Below are 20100 nucleotides of genomic sequence, written 5' to 3' on the forward strand. Positions count from 1 at the left end.
CCTAGTCGCCAGGCTCCAGACCAAGACGTTCGTACTGTTCCGCCGGTGCATCGTTCTCGCGCATCAGCCGCGCCATGTGCTCACACATCCTCGCTTCCACCTCGGGGTCGTCGATCGGCGTCTCCTGCAACGGGTCCTTCTCCAGGTCGAACAGCATCGTGCCGAACTGGTGCGAGTTGAGCCAGGACCGCGCTTTGATCTTCATCGTGCGGCAGCCCTTCGTGAACTCGAAGGGCTCCTGAAGCCCGATGTCCTGCAACTCGTCCACGCCGAAGCAGGTACGCATGTGCGTCGGCATCAGCGTGTACTCGTACAGGGGCTGGTTCCCCGGATCGGCCGCAGCCCGCATGTACACGTACCGGCCGTCGGTGCAGTTCACATGCCCACCGAAGAGGCCATATAGCCCGGCTTCGCGGACGGGGGTATCCCTGGCAACGGTATCCGCAAGGCACTTGCCCTGCATGTCCGCCGGAATCTCCTGCCCGAGGAACTCCAGCACTGTCGGAGCCAGGTCAATGGTCTGCACGAGGCTCTGTCGACGCTCGTCCTTCACCCGGCAACGTGGATCCCAGATGAACAGCGGCGTATGGGCCACCTCATTGTAGAAGGGCTGCGAGCACTTCGCCCACCAGTCGTGCTCGCCCAGCAGGAACCCGTGGTCGGTGTTTACGATCAGCAGCGTGTCGTCCCACAGGTTCATCTCGTCCATCATGTCCAGAACGCGTCCCAGGTAGTAGTCACACATGCTGTGCAGCGCGGCGCTCTGATAGCGCATGTGCTGGACTGCCTCGGGGCTCTGGTTGACACGCTGGTAGGGCGGCCAGTCCCAATGCGGGCCCTTGTAGTCGTGCGGGTAGAGGTCCTTGAACCGCTGCGGGCTGAAGTAAGGCTCGTGGGGATCGAAGGTCTCCAGGTGCAGGAACCAGTTGTCCTCCCCGTGGTTTGTCCGCAGGAACTCCTCTCCCATGCGGAAGGTCGTCGGCTGCGGCTGGTTCTCCTCCTGCTCCATATAGGACCGGTTCACCCAGTCCTGACGCATCCACGGGCCCTTGCGGTGGAGGTTGTTGTCACTCTCCGGAAGCTCCTTGAGCCGCAGGTCGCACTTCCAGGGGTCGCCCTCCTGTCCGCGAGAGTTCTCCCAACTGCTGTACTTGGTGTGGTAGTCGCAGCCGCCCTCCTCGAAGTAGTGGTAGTGGTCGGTGATGAGGTGGCTGCAGACCCCCTTCGCGCGCAGGATCGCGGGCATCGAGTCATCGAAAGGCTCCAGGGGACCCCAACTGCGGTGCAGGAAGTTCAGACGTCCGGTGTGCAGCTCCCTTCGCGCCGGCATGCAGGGCATGCTGCCCACATAGCTGCGGTCAAAGGTGACCGTGTGCTCGGCCAGCCGCTGGAAGTTGGGCGTATGGACCCAGTCGCAACCGTAGGGCGACAACATACGGCGATTGAGCGAATCGAACATCAGCATGATGGCTCGCATTGGGTACCCCCTGAGTTCCTTTTCGGATGGTGCCGTCTGGACACGAGGCCCTTGGGCCTGAACCTCAATCCTTGGCGAAACGCAGCGTCCAGCGCATATCGCCGTCGGCCTGCGGCACGACCTCGACCGTCAGCAGTTCTCCCTGCGTGGCCACCTTCGTGTTCAGGCCGCCAACCTGGGCATCGGCCAGGCGGTACGCCGGTGGCAGGTACACCCGAAGCTGGTACGGATCGCCTTCGACGACCTTCGAGGTCCCACTCAAAGCCTTCGCAGCCGGGTCCCAGCGCAAGTCGAGGATATCGTAGGCCATCTGGCGTAAGTGGCGGCTGGTGGAGACCAGCACCGGGCGGTCCTCCCGCGGTACGATCGAGTACACTTCGCAGTCCGGTGCCTGAAGCGTGCGAGTGAAGCCGCCCTTCACAGTGCCGAGGAAGCGCTGACCCCAGAACTCATAGACGAGGTACTCGCGGTCCGGCTGCAGTCCCAGGTCAGCGAACCTCACTTCCTGCGTCACAGGTGTTCCCGAGTGGTCCATGTCCACGTTGAACAGTCCCACCACGTTCCACGTACCGAAGGGCCGCTCGACTCTCAGGTTCCACAATCGCGCCGGGCAGTGCTCGAAGACATCCACCGCGGTCGCTGTGTCGGCCGTTGTCGGTGAGACCCGTCGGATCATGTCCAGCCGGTCCTGCGGGATCTCCTCGTCGGTGAAGGGCTCGGCCAGGTGCACGAGGTTGCCCGCGATGGAGCAAAAGGACGCATGGACCTTCGCCTGGTTGTAGCTGTACAGGCCGCCCACATACACGTGGTAGGAGTCCGGGCTGTTCCACCACACCCGACCGTTGTAGAAGTACCGGCCGCTGATCTGGCGCGGCAGTCCCTGGATGAAGGTGCAGGAGCCGCCGTAGTACCCCTGATCGCTGTCCGCACCGATATGGATGACGTCGACCCGATCGTAGTTGATCCCGACCACGTTCATCCAGATGAAGGCGTAGCCACCCCCAGGGTGCTTCCGTACCAGGTCTCGCCAGATGCCCGTCCCGGTTCGATAGGTGTCGGCAGAGGTCATGGAGGGGTCATACTGGCCCGGTAGCTTTCGCCACTGGTCGGTGAAGTCCCAACTGTACTGCACGATGCTCTGGGGATCGGCGAAGGCCGGTTCGGCCCGCTGTCGCTCCAGGGCCTGCGTCGCCGGGTTCGAGAAATCCACGCGCCCATCTGCAAAGCACTCAGGATGGTCCTTCGCGATGGCCTGCGCCTCTGGGAAGAAGGCGTCCGGTGCACCATAGCGGCGCACGAGCGGAGTCCGGGCTCCCTTCAGCCGTAGGCCGGCCGGGCGCACATACCCGTACTTGCCAAGCCCCAGCTCCGAAACCTTGCGCTGATTGGCCTGCCGCCACGCCGGGTCCCACAGCGGCAGGTCATACTTGTCGCGGTCGAACTTGTACGGGAACCCCTTCACGACCGAGGAGCCCCAGCTATTCCAGGTGGTGAACAACGACAGATACTCGGGCACGTAAGGATCGATCGGGTGCTGCCTCCGCAGGTCAATGCCGTTGGCGCGGGCGATCAGGTCGCCGAAGCGCTCCAGGCAGTCGGTCCCGCGTCGTCCGAAGGCCAGCAGCGTCCGCTCACCCTCGATGCGGCCCTCGGGCGGCAAGACGATCCCTTCATAGTCGCTGTAGGCCGCCAAACGGATCGAGGCATCGCTCCTCGGGGTGACCAGGAACCTGCCCAGGCCCTTGTTGTTCGTGAGGCTGCCCGCGACGACGGCCCTCCCTGCTTCGGCGCTTCGAGCCGCTGTGTACCACCAGCAGTTGAACTCGCTCAGGTCGGCCCCACTCAGACTCGTATACGGCTGCCCGTTGGATTTCGCATCGCCGATGATGCGCCAATCGGCCACACGCCCCCCGAGCGTGACTGACGGTGACACGAAGGGTGCGATACGATACACCGTCAAGGGCTTGCCGGAGCGGTTCACCAGGTCCACTCGCACCACAACTTCCTCCCGATCACGCCCGAAGAGTAGGGTGTAGTCGAGATCGAGCTCGCCCGCCTTGCGGTACTTCAGGACCACGCCGGTGAAGTCCCCCAGGGCATCCGAGACCTGCTCCCTCACCTCGCACGTCACGGCGTACTGCGACAAGTCGACCGGCAGCCCACCGAGACCAAACACGGGCGACAGGCTCTCTGCCCGGCAGGCGCCATCAGCCGTCTCCACCGTCCAGTGTCCGCTCGCGGGATCCACGCCGGCCTTCAGGGAAGCGGTCTCGACGCGTGTGTGAGCTCCAGTAGACGGGCCTTGTGGCGTCTCGCGCTCAGGGTCACCGAACAGCGCATAGGCGACTTGCGTGTAGGGCGCACGCCGAGCACCCTCGACCTGCATCTTCTGAACGAGGAGGTGTCGCAGTAGGCCCGCCTTCTCATCCACGACGCGGTTCAGGTGCCGCAGACGCAGGCCGAATACTCCCGGACGGACGGGCAGCTCCACGCGGTACTGCGCGAAACCAGAGGAAACGATCGCCACCGTCGCGACCTGCCGCGACTCACCTTCCGGCCCAATCACCTCCACCGCCAACTGCGGCGGGATGTCCAGCAAGGTCTTGCCTTGTGCGGTCAGGACCAGCGTCACCTGCGGCCCGGTCGCAAGGAACCAGTCGCCAAGGACACCTTCGGTCCAGAAGCTGAAGGAACCCGCAGTGGTGATGTTGCCCAGCTCGCGGACGCGAGCTTCCTGTGGGGTCACCGTCACAGTCTCGGCGGCCGGCTCTTGCGCCCATAGGGGGAGACCGAACAGAACCACCAACACGCAGACGAGACAGGGGCAACGGTATCTGAAGGAGCTCATGGGCCTACCTCACGCGTCCCTAGTGTTATGGATAGCACAGGTGTGGGACGATTTCGTCACCCGTCCTCGGCTCTCCTCTGACCGCCGAACCGACCGGCACAACCGCGCCCCGTCAGAACGAACACGGGCAGCCCGTTACTGGGCTGCCCGCGTTACTCACCTGTGCGTTGTCCTGAGACGAGCCTAGCGAGGCAGCGCCAGCCCGCGGTCGATGACCTGGTTCTGCTTCGAGAGCAGAGGTCGGTACTCGACGACGCTCGGGGGCACTGCGCTCAGCTTCGCCGTCATCTGGTTGACCTGAGTGCCGCTGAACTGCTTGCTGGGCGCATCGAAGAGCGGGTCCTGCCCCAGCTTCTGCAGCGCCGAGGCCAGGGCTCCGCGCAGCTTGTCTGCCTGGGCACTGATCGCTGCCATCCGGCCCTCGCCCTGGGCGATGGACTGACGCAGCGCTTGCAGTTCAGAGCGCTGGTCATCATCCAACGACTTCGCACCCAGTGCGGTGCCCCCGATCGTCTTGTCCAGAAAGGTCGTACTGGGCAGCTTGAGGATGCCCGTCGACGTCATCATGTCGGGTCGGAACAGCTTCCCACTGGCGGCTAGCGCAGCAGAGGGAATCGGCCGTGCAATGGGAGCACCGAAAGGCTGGCGCACGGTGGGCCTCGTCATGCCCGTTCCCATCGTCATCCCCATCCCTGTGCCTGTCGTAGGAGGTCCGGCAGCTCCCAGCTTGGCCTCGAGCTCCTGCGACGCCTCAAGTGTCCGCGCCTGCAGCCGCGCGTACTCATCCATCAACTGCGACGACCGCGAGAGCAGCACGGTTGGCGTCTCCTGGCCGGTCAGTTCCGACGTCGAAACCATCGCTGTCTGCGCCGCACCGAGCGCCAGTCGCGGGCTCACCTTGGAAGGACGCGCCACCGCGGAGATTGGCAGCGGCAGGATGTCCTTCAGCAGCACGGCCACGATCGGGATGAAGGTTGCGGTCTGTACGGGCCGGATCTGATACACAACATCCACCGTCGTCCGGCACTCCACAGAGAAGAAGAGCATCCAGGTGCGATGCTCAACGCGAGTCAGCAGGTTCCTCTGGTGCGTCCCAAGGCCGAAGTTGCCGCTGCGCAGGTACCGGTCGGTAACGGTCTGGTTCAGCGATGTCGATCCATCCCGGCCCGTGGTAGTGAAGGACACCTCGACCCAGTCCCGCAGGTTGTTGGTGCTCAGCACCTGCGTGGTCTGGTCGAAGCGTAGCTCACCCTCACCGCCCGGCAGTGCCCAGCCTCCGGCCTGCGGCATGCGGGTCGATGTCTGATTGGTCCCATCGCGTCCGACCACGTTCAGCACCACGTCCTGCAAAGTGCCGAAGCCCAGTGCAAGCGCGCTAGCCAGAGGAGGTACCACCTCGCGTCGGATCGCCACAGACAGCACCTCGGCCACCACACCCGAGACCGATGCACCGGCTGGCGGCTTCAGCGTCCGGGTCACGTAGCTGGTCTGCATGTCGTCATGCACCGCGACGATCACCTGCGGCTGCGGATCGCCCGTGCGCCACACAATCGACTGGTCAACCGTGCGGCTGTTCGTGGCTCCCGACCATCCCGAGGACAGCCACTGGGAGTAGACCTTGCCACCGTTCACAAACAGCTCCAGCCTCACGCGCGTCCGGTCCTCCGAGTCATTCTCCGTGGCGACGACGGGGATGTGGGCCGTTGACCCGGTCCACGTCACCGTTCCCACACTCAGGGTCGGTCGCGACTGCGGCATCTCGGGCACCGTAAAGCCGCGGTTGAACAGGATCGCCTTCAGCTCATGCTTGAGCCCATAGCTACGGTGCTCGAGCCAGTAATGGACGATGTTGTCCGGCGAGCCAAGGTAGGACTCATGGCTGAAAGCGTGAGGGTGGTACTCGGAGAAGATGCTCCAGATCTTGTCCAGGTTGAGGTCGGAGATCCCGTCGTAGAACATCTCATCGCCGGGGAGGGCGCTGACCTGTTCATAGCGTTTCTCCCAGCCGGTGGGATCGTAGATGTCCCACATGCAACTGGCAACTTCGCCCTCCACCTTGGAGCGGTCGGCCCCGGCGGGAATGCCCGCTCGCCAGCTGGCATCCTGGGTTTCGAAGTCGTAGTAGTTACCCCAGCGCGGTTGCTCTGTGACCTCGGCCATGAACTCCGCCCAGGCCTCAGACCAGGCATACTCGCGGTAATCGGACACCTTGTCGAGGGTGTGACTACCCGCATTGCCGTGCATCCAGCCCGGCCAGGTGAAGAACTCGTCGGCCATGATTCCATGGCTCAGCTCGTGCCGGGCGGCGTTGGAAGCCCAGGGGAGGTTCCCGGAGCCGAAGTACAGGTCTGGGTACTTGATGTAGTCGAGGATGCCCACGTAACTGGCGACATTCGTGTCTTCGGGGAAGCTGACTTCCTTCTCCTCGAAGTTGCCCTCCGACAGAGCGTCAGACACCAACTGCAAGCGATGGTCGGTCAGCTCGCGGCAGAGGAAGAACGCCCGCCAGCCGTGAGTAGCGTCTGTCCGGTCGGAGTTGTCCAGCGCCGCTACTCCGCCGACCTGGAAGTGGTCGGTGTTGGCGCTTGGGCCGCCAATGTTGAGGTTCTTGGTTGTCGTCGCGCTGTCGTGGGAGAAGTAGCTACCGGACACCGCCTGGTAGCCGTCGATCTGCATATAGTGGCTCTGGACTTCGAGCTTGTTGTTGACCTCGGCGAACACAATCAGGTACGTGTCATAGCCATCGCGCCACCAGGCGTTCCCTTTGGTCACCCGGTACGTGCCGGAAGCGTCGGTGCTGCCCTCCACGTCGAAGGTGTCCCAGTCGTTGTACTCGCCTATCACCAGTCGAACGCGGGCGTTCTTGAGCGGCTCGTAGATGTTCTTGGTCGAGTTCCAGACCTTCACGTCCCCCGTCATCGTGACTGTGGCTCGAGCCGGCAGGACACCGGCAACGAAGGTCAGCGTAAGGACAGCAGCTACTGCCATCATCGTCATCGGCCTGGGCATGGCAACACCCCTCCTCGTCAGGATAACGGTCGAGTTGCGCCCTCTACGAGTGAGTAGCCACCTCCCTGGAGGACTTCAGGACACAAATGCTCTACGGACCGACCTCGATTGCCCCCCCGGTTGCGCTGATGACGGCAATCCGACCGTTGATGGCCGTCTCGCCCAGCATGAGCTTGGCGGTGGCCGACCTGGGAGTCGCACTGGCGAAGCTGACGGCAAGCAGACCGCCACGAACCGGCAGCGCCTTGGCCCCACTGAGGGTGACCAGTGCACCGTCAGCCCTTGGTGTCACCTGGAGGTTCCAGCCCAGTGACGCGAGCGGAGTACCGGCCAGGCTGAATCCTGAGACCTTCAGCAGGGCAGGGCTGTACTTGAGCACGAACTTAACGCCGTTGACCGTGGCGCCACCCTTCACTTCGTAGCTGATCACTACCGGCCTTCCTGCTGTGAGGCTGCCGGAGGGCAAGGTGAGCGCAAGTGGCGTCGCTAGCGTCATGGTCGCTGCACCACCGGGCAGTGTGGTCCCTGTCCTCCCGGCGATTGTGCCGGCCGTGGCGCCGATTGTCGGCCCGGCAGTTGTCCCGGTCGTGGGCGTCGGCAGCGTAATCGGCGCCCGCACTGTACCAGTGGTCGGGGTCGGCGTGAGTGTGCCTGCTGCCGTGCCCGTCGTCGCACCGGTCGTTGCGCCTGGCTTGATCGTTGGCGTCGTCGTGATTGGGCCCGGGAGCGTGAGGCCTGTCCGACCTGTTGGCGACGTGATGGCGCCCGTCGTCGGCGTGCCGGTCGTCGCCCCAGCCGTGGTCCCCGGCTTGACCGTTGGTGTCGTCGTAATCGTACCCGGAAGCGTGAGGCCCGTCCGGCCGGTCGTCGTCGCAGCAGTCGTGCCCGTTACCGGCGGCGCCGTCGTGCCGCCCGGCGTCGTGCGGCCTATTGTGGGCAGGCCACCCGGCAAGGTCAGCACCGGTTTGGTCCCCATGGTGCCGGTCGTGGTCGCACCGGTCACCGGAGGCTTTGTCGTGGCCGTCGTCCCAGTGAGGGTGCCCGGGGTCGTTCGACCTGGCAGGATCACGCGCGTACCTGTTGCGATCGGCGTCGTTCCTGTGCCGGTCGTCGGTGTGGTACCAGTGCCGGTCAGGGGCGGTGTTACGGTGCCGGTGCTCGCAGTGGTGCGCGTGCCGGCGGTTCCCACCGTCGAGGGCAGCCTGGTGCCCGTCGTTGCCAGTGTCCCAATCGTGGCACGTGGCGGTAGGGTCCCCAAGGTCGGAGTGACTGCTTTCGCCGCCTGTGTCGCAGCCGACGTGATGGCTGTAGATAGCGACGAGGCTACAGGGATCAGCCGGCCCGTCGGGGTCACAGTCGAGGTAGCGAGACCTGCCGCGCCCTTCGAGAGCGCGCTGGCCACTTCAGGCGTGCGCAGCACGCCGGGGAGACGCTGCAATCCAGTGCCCGCCTCCTCGACGGTCAGCGACTTGGTGACCACTTGCTGGTTGAGGCCGCCGCCAACGACCTCAAGTACATGCGCACCCGGTGTCGTCGGTGTCCACAGGAACAGCGCCTTGGTCGCCTCCCCGCCGGTGGTGGAGCCTAGCATCGTGCTGGCAACCTCGTTGCCATCCACACGAAGGGTGACGGGACCGCGGAGCAGTTTGACGGCATCCTGCGTCAGCTCAACGCCCACTTCGACCTGCGAGCCCACCTTCGGCTTCGGCGGCTTGGGGATGAGAACCAGGCCCTTAGGCAGCTTCAGCAAAGGACCAGGGATACGCCCCGGCCTGATGACAGAGCCGCCGGAACCAGTCCCAGTACCCGTCCCCGTTCCCGTTCCTGTGCCTGTCCCCGTTCCAGTGCCAGTGCCAGCGCCCGTCCCTGTGCCAGTTCCTGTCCCGGTACCAGTCCCCGTTCCAGTGCCGGTGCCAGTACCAGTACCAGTACCAGTACCAGTACCAGTACCAGTTCCTGTGCCTGTGCCCGTGCCTCCGCCGACAAGCGACGAGGCATCGGCCACCATCTTGTTGTTGTCCTCGTTGGGGTCGCTACCGGTAGTGCGACCGGCCACTACACCGAGGGAGGCAAGGTTGGCAGGCACCGTCCACGGCGGCGTGACCGCGTCAGCATTCCCGCTTGCCGGGACCGATGCCGCGACCGCTGCGTCGTGCGTGAACTGCCACTCGGTGCCGCCCGCCAGGAGATAGCTGAAGTCCACCAGCAAGTCATTGACCGCACCCTCGGCAGAGGGGTTGTGCAGCGATGCCGCGATCGTGACTTGCTGGCCCTCCTGAAGCTGGCCGGAGGCGATCTTCAGTGCGGTCACGGACACGTCGGAGCTTGCGGCAACCGCCGGCGTCGTCCCACCGGTGGTCGTTGTGGTTCCGGTCCCTTCCCCCGTCGTGCCGGTGGTCGTTGTGCCGGTACCACCCGTCGTGGTACCCGTTGTCCCGCCGGTCGTGGTTCCGGTTCCGCCTGTGGTCGTGCCCGTGCCGGTGGTAGTCTCACCCGTGGTACCGGTCGTCGTGCCACCGGCCGCCGCGGTCGAGACGCCACCACCCGCGAGATCAGCAGCGGTCACCGCCAGCGCATCGTTCGAGGCGTTCGCATCGGCCCCCGTCGACAGGGCCACGGTGACGCCAACCTGCTGCACACCTGCCGGGACCGTCCACGCCGGACAGGGCACAGTCACCTGTGCGCTTCGTGCCACTGCCGTCAGCAGCGGCTCCGCAGTGATAAACTGCCAGTTAGCGCCATCCACTGTGTAGCTGAAGTCAACCTGCACCTGCGGCAGGTCCGTAGCCAGTGCCGAGTTGGCCACCGTCGCCGCGATCACGACGGACTGCCCTGCCGCGAAGGTTCCCGAGCTCAGTGCAAGCTGGGTGACCCCGACATCGACGACGTCGCCCGCAGTACCTGTCGTTCCTGTCGTCCCCCCGGTGCCGGTCGTTGTGGTTCCACCAGTGTAGTAGCCGCCCGATTCCGTCGAAGCCGTCGCGCCCGGAATCGTGGTGCCGGGCGCCATTCCGAGTTGCTCACCAAAGACGCTCTGCAGGATTCCGCCGGCAGGACCACCGACCTGCGAGATCAGGTACTGCCCAACGGCGCTCACCAGCTTCTCAACGATGCCCGGCTTGTCTTCTTCCGTGGCCACATACCCGCCAGTGCCCTCGGGCGTCGTTCCAGCCGGCTGACCTTCCCCGGTCACAGGTTGACCCTCGGTCGAGGCCACCACGGGCGCACCACCGGCCAGAGATTCCGGCGTCGCGCTGAGCAGGTTGTTCTGCTCGTTGGCCTCTGTGACGCCTTCGCGAGAGACCCATGCCCCGACCTCGACCACACCTTCAGGCACGACCCAGGCAGGAGCCTCGACCTCCACCTGTCCGCCTGCCGGGATCGTCGTCATGACTGGCGTGGCATTCGCCAACTGCCAGTCCTGCGTGCCCGCCGTGCCATAGACGAAGCTCACCGCAGCGTTAGGCACTTCGGCCGCCGAGGGGTTCGAGATCGTGGCCTTGAGGACGACCTCCTGGTTGGGCTGGATCGTCCCTCGCACCAGCGCCAATCCCGTGACGGCCAGATCCGCAGGCCCTTCGGCGGGAGCTGTGCCCGGAGCCTCGGTCGCCGTCCCTGTCGGGGCCTCTGTGGGAGTTGTCGTCGGGGTCTCGGTAGTGGCTGCCGGTGGTAGCTGGGCAATGCCTACGCCCTTGGCCGCCAGGTCCTGTAGGGCGGTCGCCACCGGTTTTGGCGCCGGTGCGCCGGCCGCATCGAGGGCGTTGATGCCCATCGCAGCCTCCACGCGGCCTACCCACCAGCGGGCATCGGCGTCGGCCTCCGGATTCCACAGCGCTGCCGCGACCTTCGGCCCGGCGTCCTGACCGGTCCATGCCGCTACCCGGTCCGCAACGTCAGCGTCTGGAGGCTCGGGCGCTGCACTGTCCACATCACAGCTCCAGGAGAAACCGGCGAAGTTGGTCGTCTGCGCCAATCCGGAGGCCACACTGGCCAGCAGCGACAGACCCCACTCGCTCTGCTGGGTATGAGTGTTGAAGGCCGTGGAGTACCCGGTATCGAGCAGAATCTGGTTCGCCGGGTAGTCGGTTGCCAGGCGCTGCAAGGTCTGGGTCATCTGGTCGGGGGTGCCCGGCGAGAGTGACCCGGCGTGCCACTGCAACACGACGCAATCCACTGCCCGGCCCGCGATGGTCGCATCGATAGTCGGCCGCAGGTCACCGTAGGCCGCGTCAAGATCCTCGGCAGCGAGGTCACCAGGCGCGATCTTGCCCCGCGACAGGAGCGCGTAGTCCATCGAGACGGCGGCCTGAACCGGCGTCGGAGTGAAGGCGGCGCCCAGTACCGAACGCTCCGCAGCGCCAATCGCAGCCCGGACCATCAGTGCCAAGGACATCGGATCTGCAACCGCGCCACCCTTGGCGGCAAGCAGGTTCAGCGCCGGTCCGAGACGGTACGCAGCGATACGCCGATACGTCGTCGCCTCGGCCCCTTCTGCGGGTTTCAACTTCGTAGCCAGGGCCTTGACCAGCGCCTCGATCGTCCCCGCCACCTGCGTCAGGCTCTCGGCCTTGTCGAGGTCTGTTAGGTTCACAATCAGATGCGGAGCTGGGGCTCCAACACCTGCCGCCCACGAACCTAGGTTAGCGAGCTTCGTGGCCGTGGCTTCAGCATCGTCCCAGGGCGAAACGGCCACCACAAGCGAGTTGTACCCGGCGCCCGCGATGCTCGTCCGGTAGAAGGTGTCAAAGGCCTCGCTTACCCCCTGTCGCGCGAAGGCCGGGTCGACACTGGGGAAGGCGGCCCCATCCACATTCGAAGTCCAGGTCCGGCTTTCCAGCGCCACCACTTGGAAGAGCCCCTGCGCATGGCAAAGCGTCAGGCTACCCGAAAGGAGCAGTGCCAGCGCGAGAGAAGCAAACCACCCTGTGCGGCCCATTCTTCTCACCATCCTCGAGGACTGGAGACAGACACCCTCCCACGGAGGAACGGCTCTCGCCAGGACACCGGTACACCGTCGCCGGCACCCACGGTACTCGCTGACGCCCGGGCGCCAGAATACACCCGTGGCCGCCGCCGGCCATACCCGGCGAGGCCACGCCCATCTTCCGTCGTCTTACCACTGATAGTATGATACCACCTTGCGGCTACCAACCTTCTCCAGATTTGCTGTAGCTTGGACACCCCGAAACACGTCCTTGTCCAGTCTGCGCCGGTCATCCGGTCACCGGGCGCCGTCAGCTCAGCTCCAGCACCGCATATCCCGGGAAACGCCGCACCCCGACGATATCGTGCCTCACAGGCCGGCGAAACAAGGGCCCGTCCAGGACAAGGGTGTGGAACTCGCCACCTTCGCCGGCCACATCCACCCCTACAGACCTCAGCCTGGCGAGGAATCGCCGGGTATACCGCTCACCCAGGAATTCCTCCGGCAGGGCATCCGTGCGGACCGTCACCACGATCGCCTCATACCCGGCCGCAAGAAACTCCTCCGCGAGCGCTTCGTGGGCCTCATGCCACAGGGGAAGCTCTGCCTGCATCCCGGCCCGCGAACAGACCATCTCCTCCCACGCCCGGTGCTCGTCAAGGTCAAGGTCCCCGAAGACGCCGGTGGAGACGCCCTCCGATGCCATGCCCTGCAGCGCCTCGACGAAGACCCGTTCGTAGTCGTCCCACGAGGCCACTCCATAGCGCAGGACCGTCTCCAGAGCCTCAGCCTGGTCCTCGAGGATCCGGCGAGGGATCCCATGGGACCGTGAGTGCGTACCCTCCTCTGCCAGCATGCTCAGCAGGTACTGCGGCTTACCCCACTCCTCAACGGCCCTGTGCAGCGCAAGACAGCTATCCTTACCCCCACTCCACGAGCACACATACTGCATCGGTTCTCTCCGTTCTCACTGTCACAGACAGATTCGGTACGCTCGGTGCGGGTCCTGCTACCCGTTACACTGCTCTGTACGCCCTGAAGCAGGCAGGTGTTCGGCCACCTCCGTCGAATCACTCCCAGAGACCTCCCAGGCAGGCTCTGCCCGCACGCCTGGTACCCAGCGATCAGGTGACCAGATGAGGGATCCGCGGCCGGACACCAAGATACTTGAGCAGCTTGGTGAGTTCTTCGCAGCAGGCTACTTCGAGAACCCCGCCGCAGGACCCATGGAGCGCTGGTCGCGAGCTCTGCGCCGACGTCTCGAGGCACGTACACCGATGGCCTACGACGGAGGGCTGCTCTACCCGTGCGGTGTGAACAGGCCTCCAGCCCGGGTTGTGCAGGACCGTTTCGTGTCGTTCTCCTACAGCTTCACTTGGTCCTTCAATGATCAGGCGCTGGCGCAGGCCTTGACCGAGGAACCCGATCCCGCGACGCAAGAGACCCTCGAGGCCCTGCGCGACGCAATGGTCGAGGAACGCCGGCGCCTTCGCTTCCTTCCTCCTCCCCACACTGTCGGCGGGAACGGCTACACTCACAGCATCCCCAACTACGGCCGTGTGCTGCGGGAGGGACTCAACGAGCATGCCCGGCGCGTGGCGGAGGGTCTGGAGGAGGCGCTGGAGCGCGAGGACGAGGAGAGGATCGCCTTCTACCGGGGGCTTCAGGACGTGCTCGCGGGCATCCAGGCCTGGCACCGATCCGTCTGCGGGTATCTCGAGTCCTGGGCGCCCACGGACCAGGCTGCTGCAATACGCCGTGACGAGCTTGCAGCCGCTCTTCACCAGGTCCCCTTCTCACCTGCCAGGACCTTCCTCGAGGCCGTCGTCGCCTACAACTTCGTCTACTACCTCGACGACTGCGACAACCCGGGGCGTCTCGACCAGGAGCTGCAGCCCTTCTACGAGGCCGACCGCAAGGCAGGCCGCATCGACCGGGAGAAGGCAGCCGCGCTCATCGCTGCCTTCGCCGACAACGTTCGCACCGTCGCGGGATGGAGTGCGGCAATCGGCGGCACCACCCCGGACGGCGCCCCCGCCTACAACGATGTGACGCTGATGCTGCTGGAGGCTGCTCACGGTCGCTACCGCCCAAGTCTCGAGCTTCGCGTTCGCAAGGACATGCCCGACGAAGTCTGGGACGCCGCCCTGGAGGCCGTCACCACCGGTTCCGGCAACCCGGCCTTCTACAACGAGGAGGCCTACCTGCAGAGCCTCCACGATGCCGATCTCGGCCTCAGCGCGGAGGATGCGACCCGCTGGAATGGCGGCGGCTGCACGGAGACCATGATCCACGGCTGCTCGAACGTCGGGTCACTCGAGGCCGGCCTCAATCTGGGCGTCGTGCTCGACCAGTCCCTCCACCGCCACTTACCGGCGGCGACCTCCTTCGACGAACTCCTTGGGACGGTCAAACAGGACATCGCCACCGAGACTGAGCGACTGGTGGCGCAGATGAATGAGCATCTGGCCGCCAAGGCTACCTGGCTTCCGCAGCCCATGCGCAGCCTGCTCATCGATGACTGCATCGACCGCGGCATCGACTTCAACTCCGGCGGCGCTCGCTACAACTGGAGCGTCGTGAACCTTGCAGGCATGACGAACCTGATCGACTCCCTGGCTGCGGTGCGTGAGGTGGTCTTTGATCAGGAGGAGCTCTCGGGGGCTGAGCTGCTCTCGGCGCTCGAAGCCAACTTCGCGGACCGCGAGGGCCTGCGCCGGCGGCTGGCGCACTGCGCCGCCTTTGGCAACGACATCGAAGCAGTGGATACGCTTGCAGCCGACGTGGCGGGCTTCGTCTACGAGCAGTTCCGCCGTCACAAGCAGTTCCGTGGCGGGCGTTTCCTGCCGTCCTGCATCATGTTCGTAACCTACGCCGATGCGGGTGCCCGAGTGGGTGCCACGCCTGATGGTCGCCGGGCGGGCGAGCCACTGGCTGACTCCATCGGTCCCAGTCGCGGACGCGACACTCACGGACCGACGGCCATGCTGCGCAGCGTAACGCATCTTCCCCTCCACCTGGCAACGGGCACACCGGTCCTGAACCTGCGCTTCTCACGGCACTTCCTCACTCGGCCGGAGGAACGCCCGAAGGTACGCGCCCTGCTGGAGACCTACTTCGCCCTCGGCGGGATGCAGGTCCAGCTCTCGGTAGTCGATCGCGCCGAGTTGGAGGACGCGCTGATCCATCCCGAGCTTCACCGCGACCTGATCGTCCGCATCGGCGGCTACAGCGACTACTTCGTCCGCCTGTCACCCGCCCTGCAGCAGACGGTAGTGGAGCGCACTGAGTACGCCCTGTGACGCCGCGCCCACCCGCGACTCACACAACGGCCGCCGGCAGTTCCCGGCGGCCGTCTTGCGAATCTGCTCGGCGCATCAGCCGGACTACGAGAGCCACTCGACGACCACGTAGTAGGCTCCGCACTCGTCACCGTCTTCCTCCACAAACCATGCTTCCAGTTGCGTCTCCCCGGTGCGGTCCAGATGCAACTCGAAGCGGACCTCCTGCGCACCGGGCTCGACCCGCGCCCACTGCTCCTCGTCGAAGATCCGCAGCCGTGCCTTCACCGGATGCAGTGCTCGACACTCGGGGATCTGCCGCGCATACCCCAGCTTGTCGGCTTCATCCCGAGATAGAGCCTCCTCAATTGGCAACGGCAACTCCTCGGGCCAGCGCCGAAGGCTGAAGCGGTACCTTCCGGCCCGCTCCACCTCAACCGCCCATTTCCCGGTAGCCTTCTGCGCTGCCACAATGTGCCCCTGATGCCAGGCCACGTCGCCAAGCACATCCATCGCATTCAGCCGAGTCGGGGTCTCTTGCGCGCTCCCCAGGCAGATCGGGCAGTAGCGGGCAAAGAGCGGCGAGATCTCTTCCCACCACTCCTCATGGGCGGCGCGAAGCCGGGCGACGACTTCGGGGTGAGCTGTGGCGACGTCCCTGCGCTGTTGAGGGTCGGCCTTGATGTCGTACAGCTCCGCTCCCCGCACCAGCCGCCAGCGCCGTGTCATCACCGCGTTCTCCCACTTGTCGGGGGGCTCGGTGTTCTGCCGATACTGCACGAAGGTGGTGCGGTCGCCGGGGAGACTTGCCTCCTCCCCCCGCAGCAGAGGCGCGAGACTGGTTCCATCCCACTCGATGCCCTGCGGAGCCTGTAGCCCACACAGGTCCACGAAGGTCGGCAGCAGGTCCACGTGCAACGCCATCTCCTGCACCTCTCGGCCACCACTCATCTCCGCCTCAGGCCAACGCAGGTAGAAGGGCACACGGTGCCCGCCATCGTAGTACGACGCTTTCATCCCACGCAGGCCGGCACTGTAGCCCTGGGTCGTGAAGCCCTGCCGGTCCTGCCGAGAGCCACCGGAGCTACCGTTGTCGGTCATGAAGATCAGGATCGTTCGGTCTTCCAGGCCTCTCTGCTGCAGGTGCGCACGGAGCCGCCCGAAGTTCTCGTCGATGTTGGTGATCATCCCGTAGAAGGCCGGCTCCAGAATGTCCGGGTTGCCCCGGTACAGGTCCGTATAGCGGTCGGCCACCAGGTATGGGCTGTGCGGCGCATTCGTCGCGAGGTAGCAAAAGAACGGTTCCTGGCCGCACTCGTCGATGAACCCCAGGGCTTCCTTGAACCACACGTCGGTGCAGTAACCCTCGTGGGCCACGGCTTCGCCGTTATGAAAGTACGTGTCATCGAAGTAGCTGTTGCCCCAGAAGTCCGGGGTCTGCCCCACTCCGCCGCCCTTGTGCGCGACCACCTTCTGGAAGCCTCGGTCCTGTGGCCGGTAGGGGTAGTTGTCGCCCAGGTGCCACTTGCCGAACATGCCGGTGCGGTACCCACTGGCCGCAAACACGTCCGCCATCGTCACCTCGTCACGCCGCAGCAGCGACCGTCCCCAGCAGGTTGCCCAGGCACCGTTGCGGACCGGCAGGTGCCCGGTCATGATCGCCCCGCGCGTCGGCGTGCATAGGGGCGACACGTGGAAGTCCTGGCAGCGCACCGCATCGCGACTGAAGCTATCGATGTTCGGCGTCTGGATCCACGGGTTCCCCGTGCAGCCAAGATCGCCATATCCCTGGTCGTCCGTCAGGACCAGGATCACGTTGGGCCGGCTGCAGGTTGCCCTTTCTGACTCTCCTGTGCCTTGCTTGCTCATCGCTGATGGATCGCTCCAGTCGGACTTCGTCCGGGTCTTCGTACGTGCCGTGCGCTTCAGGCAAACTCGGCGGTGACCTCGTCGGCCAGGCGAGCCCATTCCCAGAGCCGCTGAGGCTCCCAGCGTACGGTGCTGATGTCTTTGAGGTGGATCTCCATCACGCAGCCTCCGCCGAGCGCTTGTTCCAGGTGCTCATGCAGGTAGCGTCGCACTTCCTCCGGCTGCCAGGTCTCACTGGCCAACCACGCCGGATTCGGCTTCCACGCAAAGATGAGGTCCGAGCCCACCTTCGGCACCGCGACCGAGAAGTCGACCCACGGACTCATCGAGATCTTCTTCAGGTTCGGGAAGGCCTCACGGATGATGTCCACCTTGTTGTGCAGCGGTTCACAGCACCCGTAGTAGGTCCAGCCGAAGCGCGAGTACCAGCGGGCCTCGTGCTGAAGCGCAAACTCCCTGTGCATCGCCGGCGAGACCTCCGAGAAGATCTGCGCCGCACCAACTCCCCACATCTCCTTGCAGGGCACGGTCAGCAGTCCCTGCTCCTCGTACTGGTCCAGCCGACAGATCCACGCGCTGACCAGGCGATCGACGATCTTGTGCACGTAGTCGGGGCGCAGCGCCATGTCCATCAGCACCTCCTGCACTCCCGTCCAGCGCACCAAATCATCCCAGGGGTTGAACCAGAAGCTGCCCACGCCCTGCTTCACGACCGGCATGATGCCCTCGAAGATCTGGCTGCGTGCCTCGAACTGTTCCTCCGTCTTCGCCACGTCGTGATGCACCCGGGGGAACTGGATCTTCTCAGCGTCGCTCTCCTCTTTGATCTGGATATGGAAATGGCGCGACACCACGTCGCTGCTCTCACTCGTCTTCCGGATGTCGACGTCCTCGCGGATGCCGAAACCGGTGTCCACGATGCACAGCGGCTGGACCATCGCTTCACCGACGATCATGTCGCCCTGGTAGTGCCGCCACTTGTAGAGGGTTCGGCGCAGGTTCTGCTCGATGCCTCGACAGAAGTTCTCCTGGCAATGCAGGTCCAGCTCGCCTTCGACGTTCAGCTCATTCCACGGCTCCTGGTAGATATGAACCGGCGGCTTGGCCTGTTCGAGTCGGTCGATTCGCGCCTTCAGCTCACGACGCTCCTGCTGAATCGGCAGCGACGCGATCTCGGCCACCTGCTCACCCAATCCGCGTAGGATGTCCACGTCTCCCGGTGGTATCTGCATGGGGACCTCCCTGCCACCAAGCGCTTGCACGGGTCGCGCCGACCGGCACTACACAATCTCGACCGCTTTCCCCGTGGCCGCCGACTCGTAGATGCCGTCCGTGATCTGTTGCATGACCAGCGCACGCTCCAGGCTCGTGGTGGGCTGTCCGCCTTCACGAATGGCCCGCGCGAAGTCCTCCAGCAGCACGAGGTTCGAGCTGCCGACGTCGTCGCCTTCCCAGATCGTCTGGGTGGAGACGCCTTCCTTAGCATCGGAAGTGTCGAGCAGTATCTTCTTGTTCTTGGGCTCGCGCATATGCATCCGCAGCGAACCCTTGGAGCCGAGGATCTGCCAGGCCTCATCGTTGGCTGCGGAGACGAACTCGCCGCGCTCGAAGCTGATGACCGTCCCGCCCTCGCACACGATCAGGGTTGCGAAGTGGTTCTCGGCGTCGGAGGCCGGGTCGACACGCGCCTTCAGATGCGACGCCAGCGGCCAGGCCTGCGCCAGAACCGTCCGCGGCTTCAGTTGCCAGCCGGTGAGTCCCAGCAGATAGTCGAGGTCATAGCAGCCCCAGTTCACGAGGATGCCGCCGCCGTTGAGTCCCTTGTTCACGCGCCAGGGCGGCGGCGGGTTGGTCGGCTCCGGACCAGCCGCGATGATCGCTCGCGCCCTGATGACACGCAGGTCACCCAGCACACCACTGGCCACACACTCCTGGGCCGCACGTGCCGACGGTGTCAGACGAAACCGCGGCGAGCAGCAGCCGATCACACGGTCACCCCGAGCCGCCATCATGTCCTTGACCTGCTGCACGCTCATCGCCACGGGCTTCTCCACCAGCACGTGTTTGCCTTTGGCCAGGGCCCGCATCGCCAGAGGCGACCTGACCCCGGTGGGCATCGCCAGCACGACCGCCTCGACGTTGTCGTCCTCGAGTAGTTCGTCACCGCTGCTGTAGGCTACCGGGATGTTGTACTTCTCCTTAGCCGCCTGCACGCGCTCCTCGATCAGGTCGGCGACGGCTACCACGTCGATCAGCGATGACTGCGCCGTGCTGGGAAGGTGGGCTCCATTGCCGATCACGCCGCAGCCGATGATGCCGAGTCGCAGGGGTTCCATGGGTCCTTCTCCTTGTCCCGTCAGGCAGGGCTCTTGCCGGGGAGCCTGCCTCTCACGGGTCTGGTTTCACAATCCGGTGTCGTCGCAGGACGGCACGGCTGCCCACTTCTCTCCTCACAAGGCTCTGACCTGCGGCACTGGAGCAGGTGGCCGAGGCCACAGGGTCGAACCGTCCTGCCGCAACAGACGCCGGCAATACCGACGCACATGACACGATAGCAGGGAGCGCTTCACCATGCGCACCGGAAGACTGCACGAACCCATGGGACACTTCACGGCAAAGCTCTGGTGGGCTGCAGCGACGGCACTCGCGGTTCTAGGTACAGCCGTCGCCTTCGGTCAGGGCGCGCCACAAC

General features: G+C 65.0%; 9 protein-coding genes. 1 reads left to right on the top strand and 8 read right to left on the bottom strand.

The window, feature by feature from the left end; all coding sequences use genetic code 11:
- Position 1: 1 nt before the first annotated feature.
- From ABFE16_08625 to ABFE16_08645, 5 genes are all read right to left on the bottom strand, one after another.
- Complete coding sequence (locus ABFE16_08625) at positions 2 to 1477, bottom strand: sulfatase (GenBank protein MEN6345361.1); 1476 nt, start codon at positions 1475 to 1477, stop codon at positions 2 to 4.
- A gap of 64 nt (positions 1478 to 1541) precedes the next feature.
- A complete protein-coding gene (locus ABFE16_08630; protein MEN6345362.1) occupies positions 1542 to 4325 on the bottom strand; it encodes a hypothetical protein in 2784 nt (927 codons plus the stop codon).
- A gap of 183 nt (positions 4326 to 4508) precedes the next feature.
- Positions 4509 to 7334, bottom strand: a complete 2826-nt coding sequence (locus ABFE16_08635; GenBank protein MEN6345363.1) for a hypothetical protein — start codon at positions 7332 to 7334, stop codon at positions 4509 to 4511.
- 91 nt (positions 7335 to 7425) lie between these two features.
- Positions 7426 to 12270 (bottom strand): hypothetical protein, encoded by a 4845-nt coding sequence (locus ABFE16_08640; GenBank protein MEN6345364.1) that lies wholly within the window; start codon positions 12268 to 12270, stop codon positions 7426 to 7428.
- Between the two features lie 298 nt (positions 12271 to 12568).
- The gene (locus tag ABFE16_08645; protein ID MEN6345365.1) at positions 12569 to 13210 is read right to left on the bottom strand and encodes a diphthine--ammonia ligase; all 642 of its coding nucleotides are present in this window, start codon (positions 13208 to 13210) and stop codon (positions 12569 to 12571) included.
- A gap of 184 nt (positions 13211 to 13394) precedes the next feature.
- On the opposite strand from ABFE16_08645, the gene ABFE16_08650 reads away from it, so the two are divergent.
- Positions 13395 to 15560 (top strand): pyruvate formate lyase family protein, encoded by a 2166-nt coding sequence (locus tag ABFE16_08650; protein MEN6345366.1) that lies wholly within the window; start codon positions 13395 to 13397, stop codon positions 15558 to 15560.
- Positions 15561 to 15644: 84 nt separating this feature from the next.
- Here the strand turns inward: ABFE16_08650 and ABFE16_08655 are convergent, their stop codons facing one another.
- Genes ABFE16_08655 through ABFE16_08665 form a run of 3 tightly spaced genes read right to left on the bottom strand, consistent with a single transcriptional unit; the run spans position 15645 to position 19744 of the window.
- Positions 15645 to 17408, bottom strand: a complete 1764-nt coding sequence (locus ABFE16_08655; protein ID MEN6345367.1) for an arylsulfatase — start codon at positions 17406 to 17408, stop codon at positions 15645 to 15647.
- A gap of 56 nt (positions 17409 to 17464) precedes the next feature.
- A complete protein-coding gene (locus tag ABFE16_08660) occupies positions 17465 to 18640 on the bottom strand; it encodes a hypothetical protein (protein ID MEN6345368.1) in 1176 nt (391 codons plus the stop codon).
- A gap of 48 nt (positions 18641 to 18688) precedes the next feature.
- Positions 18689 to 19744 carry a Gfo/Idh/MocA family oxidoreductase gene (locus ABFE16_08665; protein MEN6345369.1) on the bottom strand — a complete coding sequence of 352 codons (1056 nt, stop codon included), beginning with the start codon at positions 19742 to 19744 and terminating at the stop codon, positions 18689 to 18691.
- Positions 19745 to 20100: the final 356 nt, after the last annotated feature.

This window comes from Armatimonadia bacterium (genome assembly GCA_039679385.1).
Lineage (GTDB): Bacteria > Armatimonadota > Zipacnadia > Zipacnadales > JABUFB01 > JAJFTQ01.

Coding starts and splice junctions, on each gene's coding strand:
- ABFE16_08625 (MEN6345361.1), bottom strand. CDS start 1,477: ATGCGAGCCATCATGCTGATGTTCGATTCGCTCAATCGCCGTATGTTG.
- ABFE16_08635 (MEN6345363.1), bottom strand. CDS start 7,334: ATGCCCAGGCCGATGACGATGATGGCAGTAGCTGCTGTCCTTACGCTG.
- ABFE16_08655 (MEN6345367.1), bottom strand. CDS start 17,408: ATGAGCAAGCAAGGCACAGGAGAGTCAGAAAGGGCAACCTGCAGCCGG.
- ABFE16_08630 (MEN6345362.1), bottom strand. CDS start 4,325: ATGAGCTCCTTCAGATACCGTTGCCCCTGTCTCGTCTGCGTGTTGGTG.
- ABFE16_08650 (MEN6345366.1), top strand. CDS start 13,395: ATGAGGGATCCGCGGCCGGACACCAAGATACTTGAGCAGCTTGGTGAG.
- ABFE16_08640 (MEN6345364.1), bottom strand. CDS start 12,270: ATGGGCCGCACAGGGTGGTTTGCTTCTCTCGCGCTGGCACTGCTCCTT.
- ABFE16_08665 (MEN6345369.1), bottom strand. CDS start 19,744: ATGGAACCCCTGCGACTCGGCATCATCGGCTGCGGCGTGATCGGCAAT.
- ABFE16_08645 (MEN6345365.1), bottom strand. CDS start 13,210: ATGCAGTATGTGTGCTCGTGGAGTGGGGGTAAGGATAGCTGTCTTGCG.
- ABFE16_08660 (MEN6345368.1), bottom strand. CDS start 18,640: ATGCAGATACCACCGGGAGACGTGGACATCCTACGCGGATTGGGTGAG.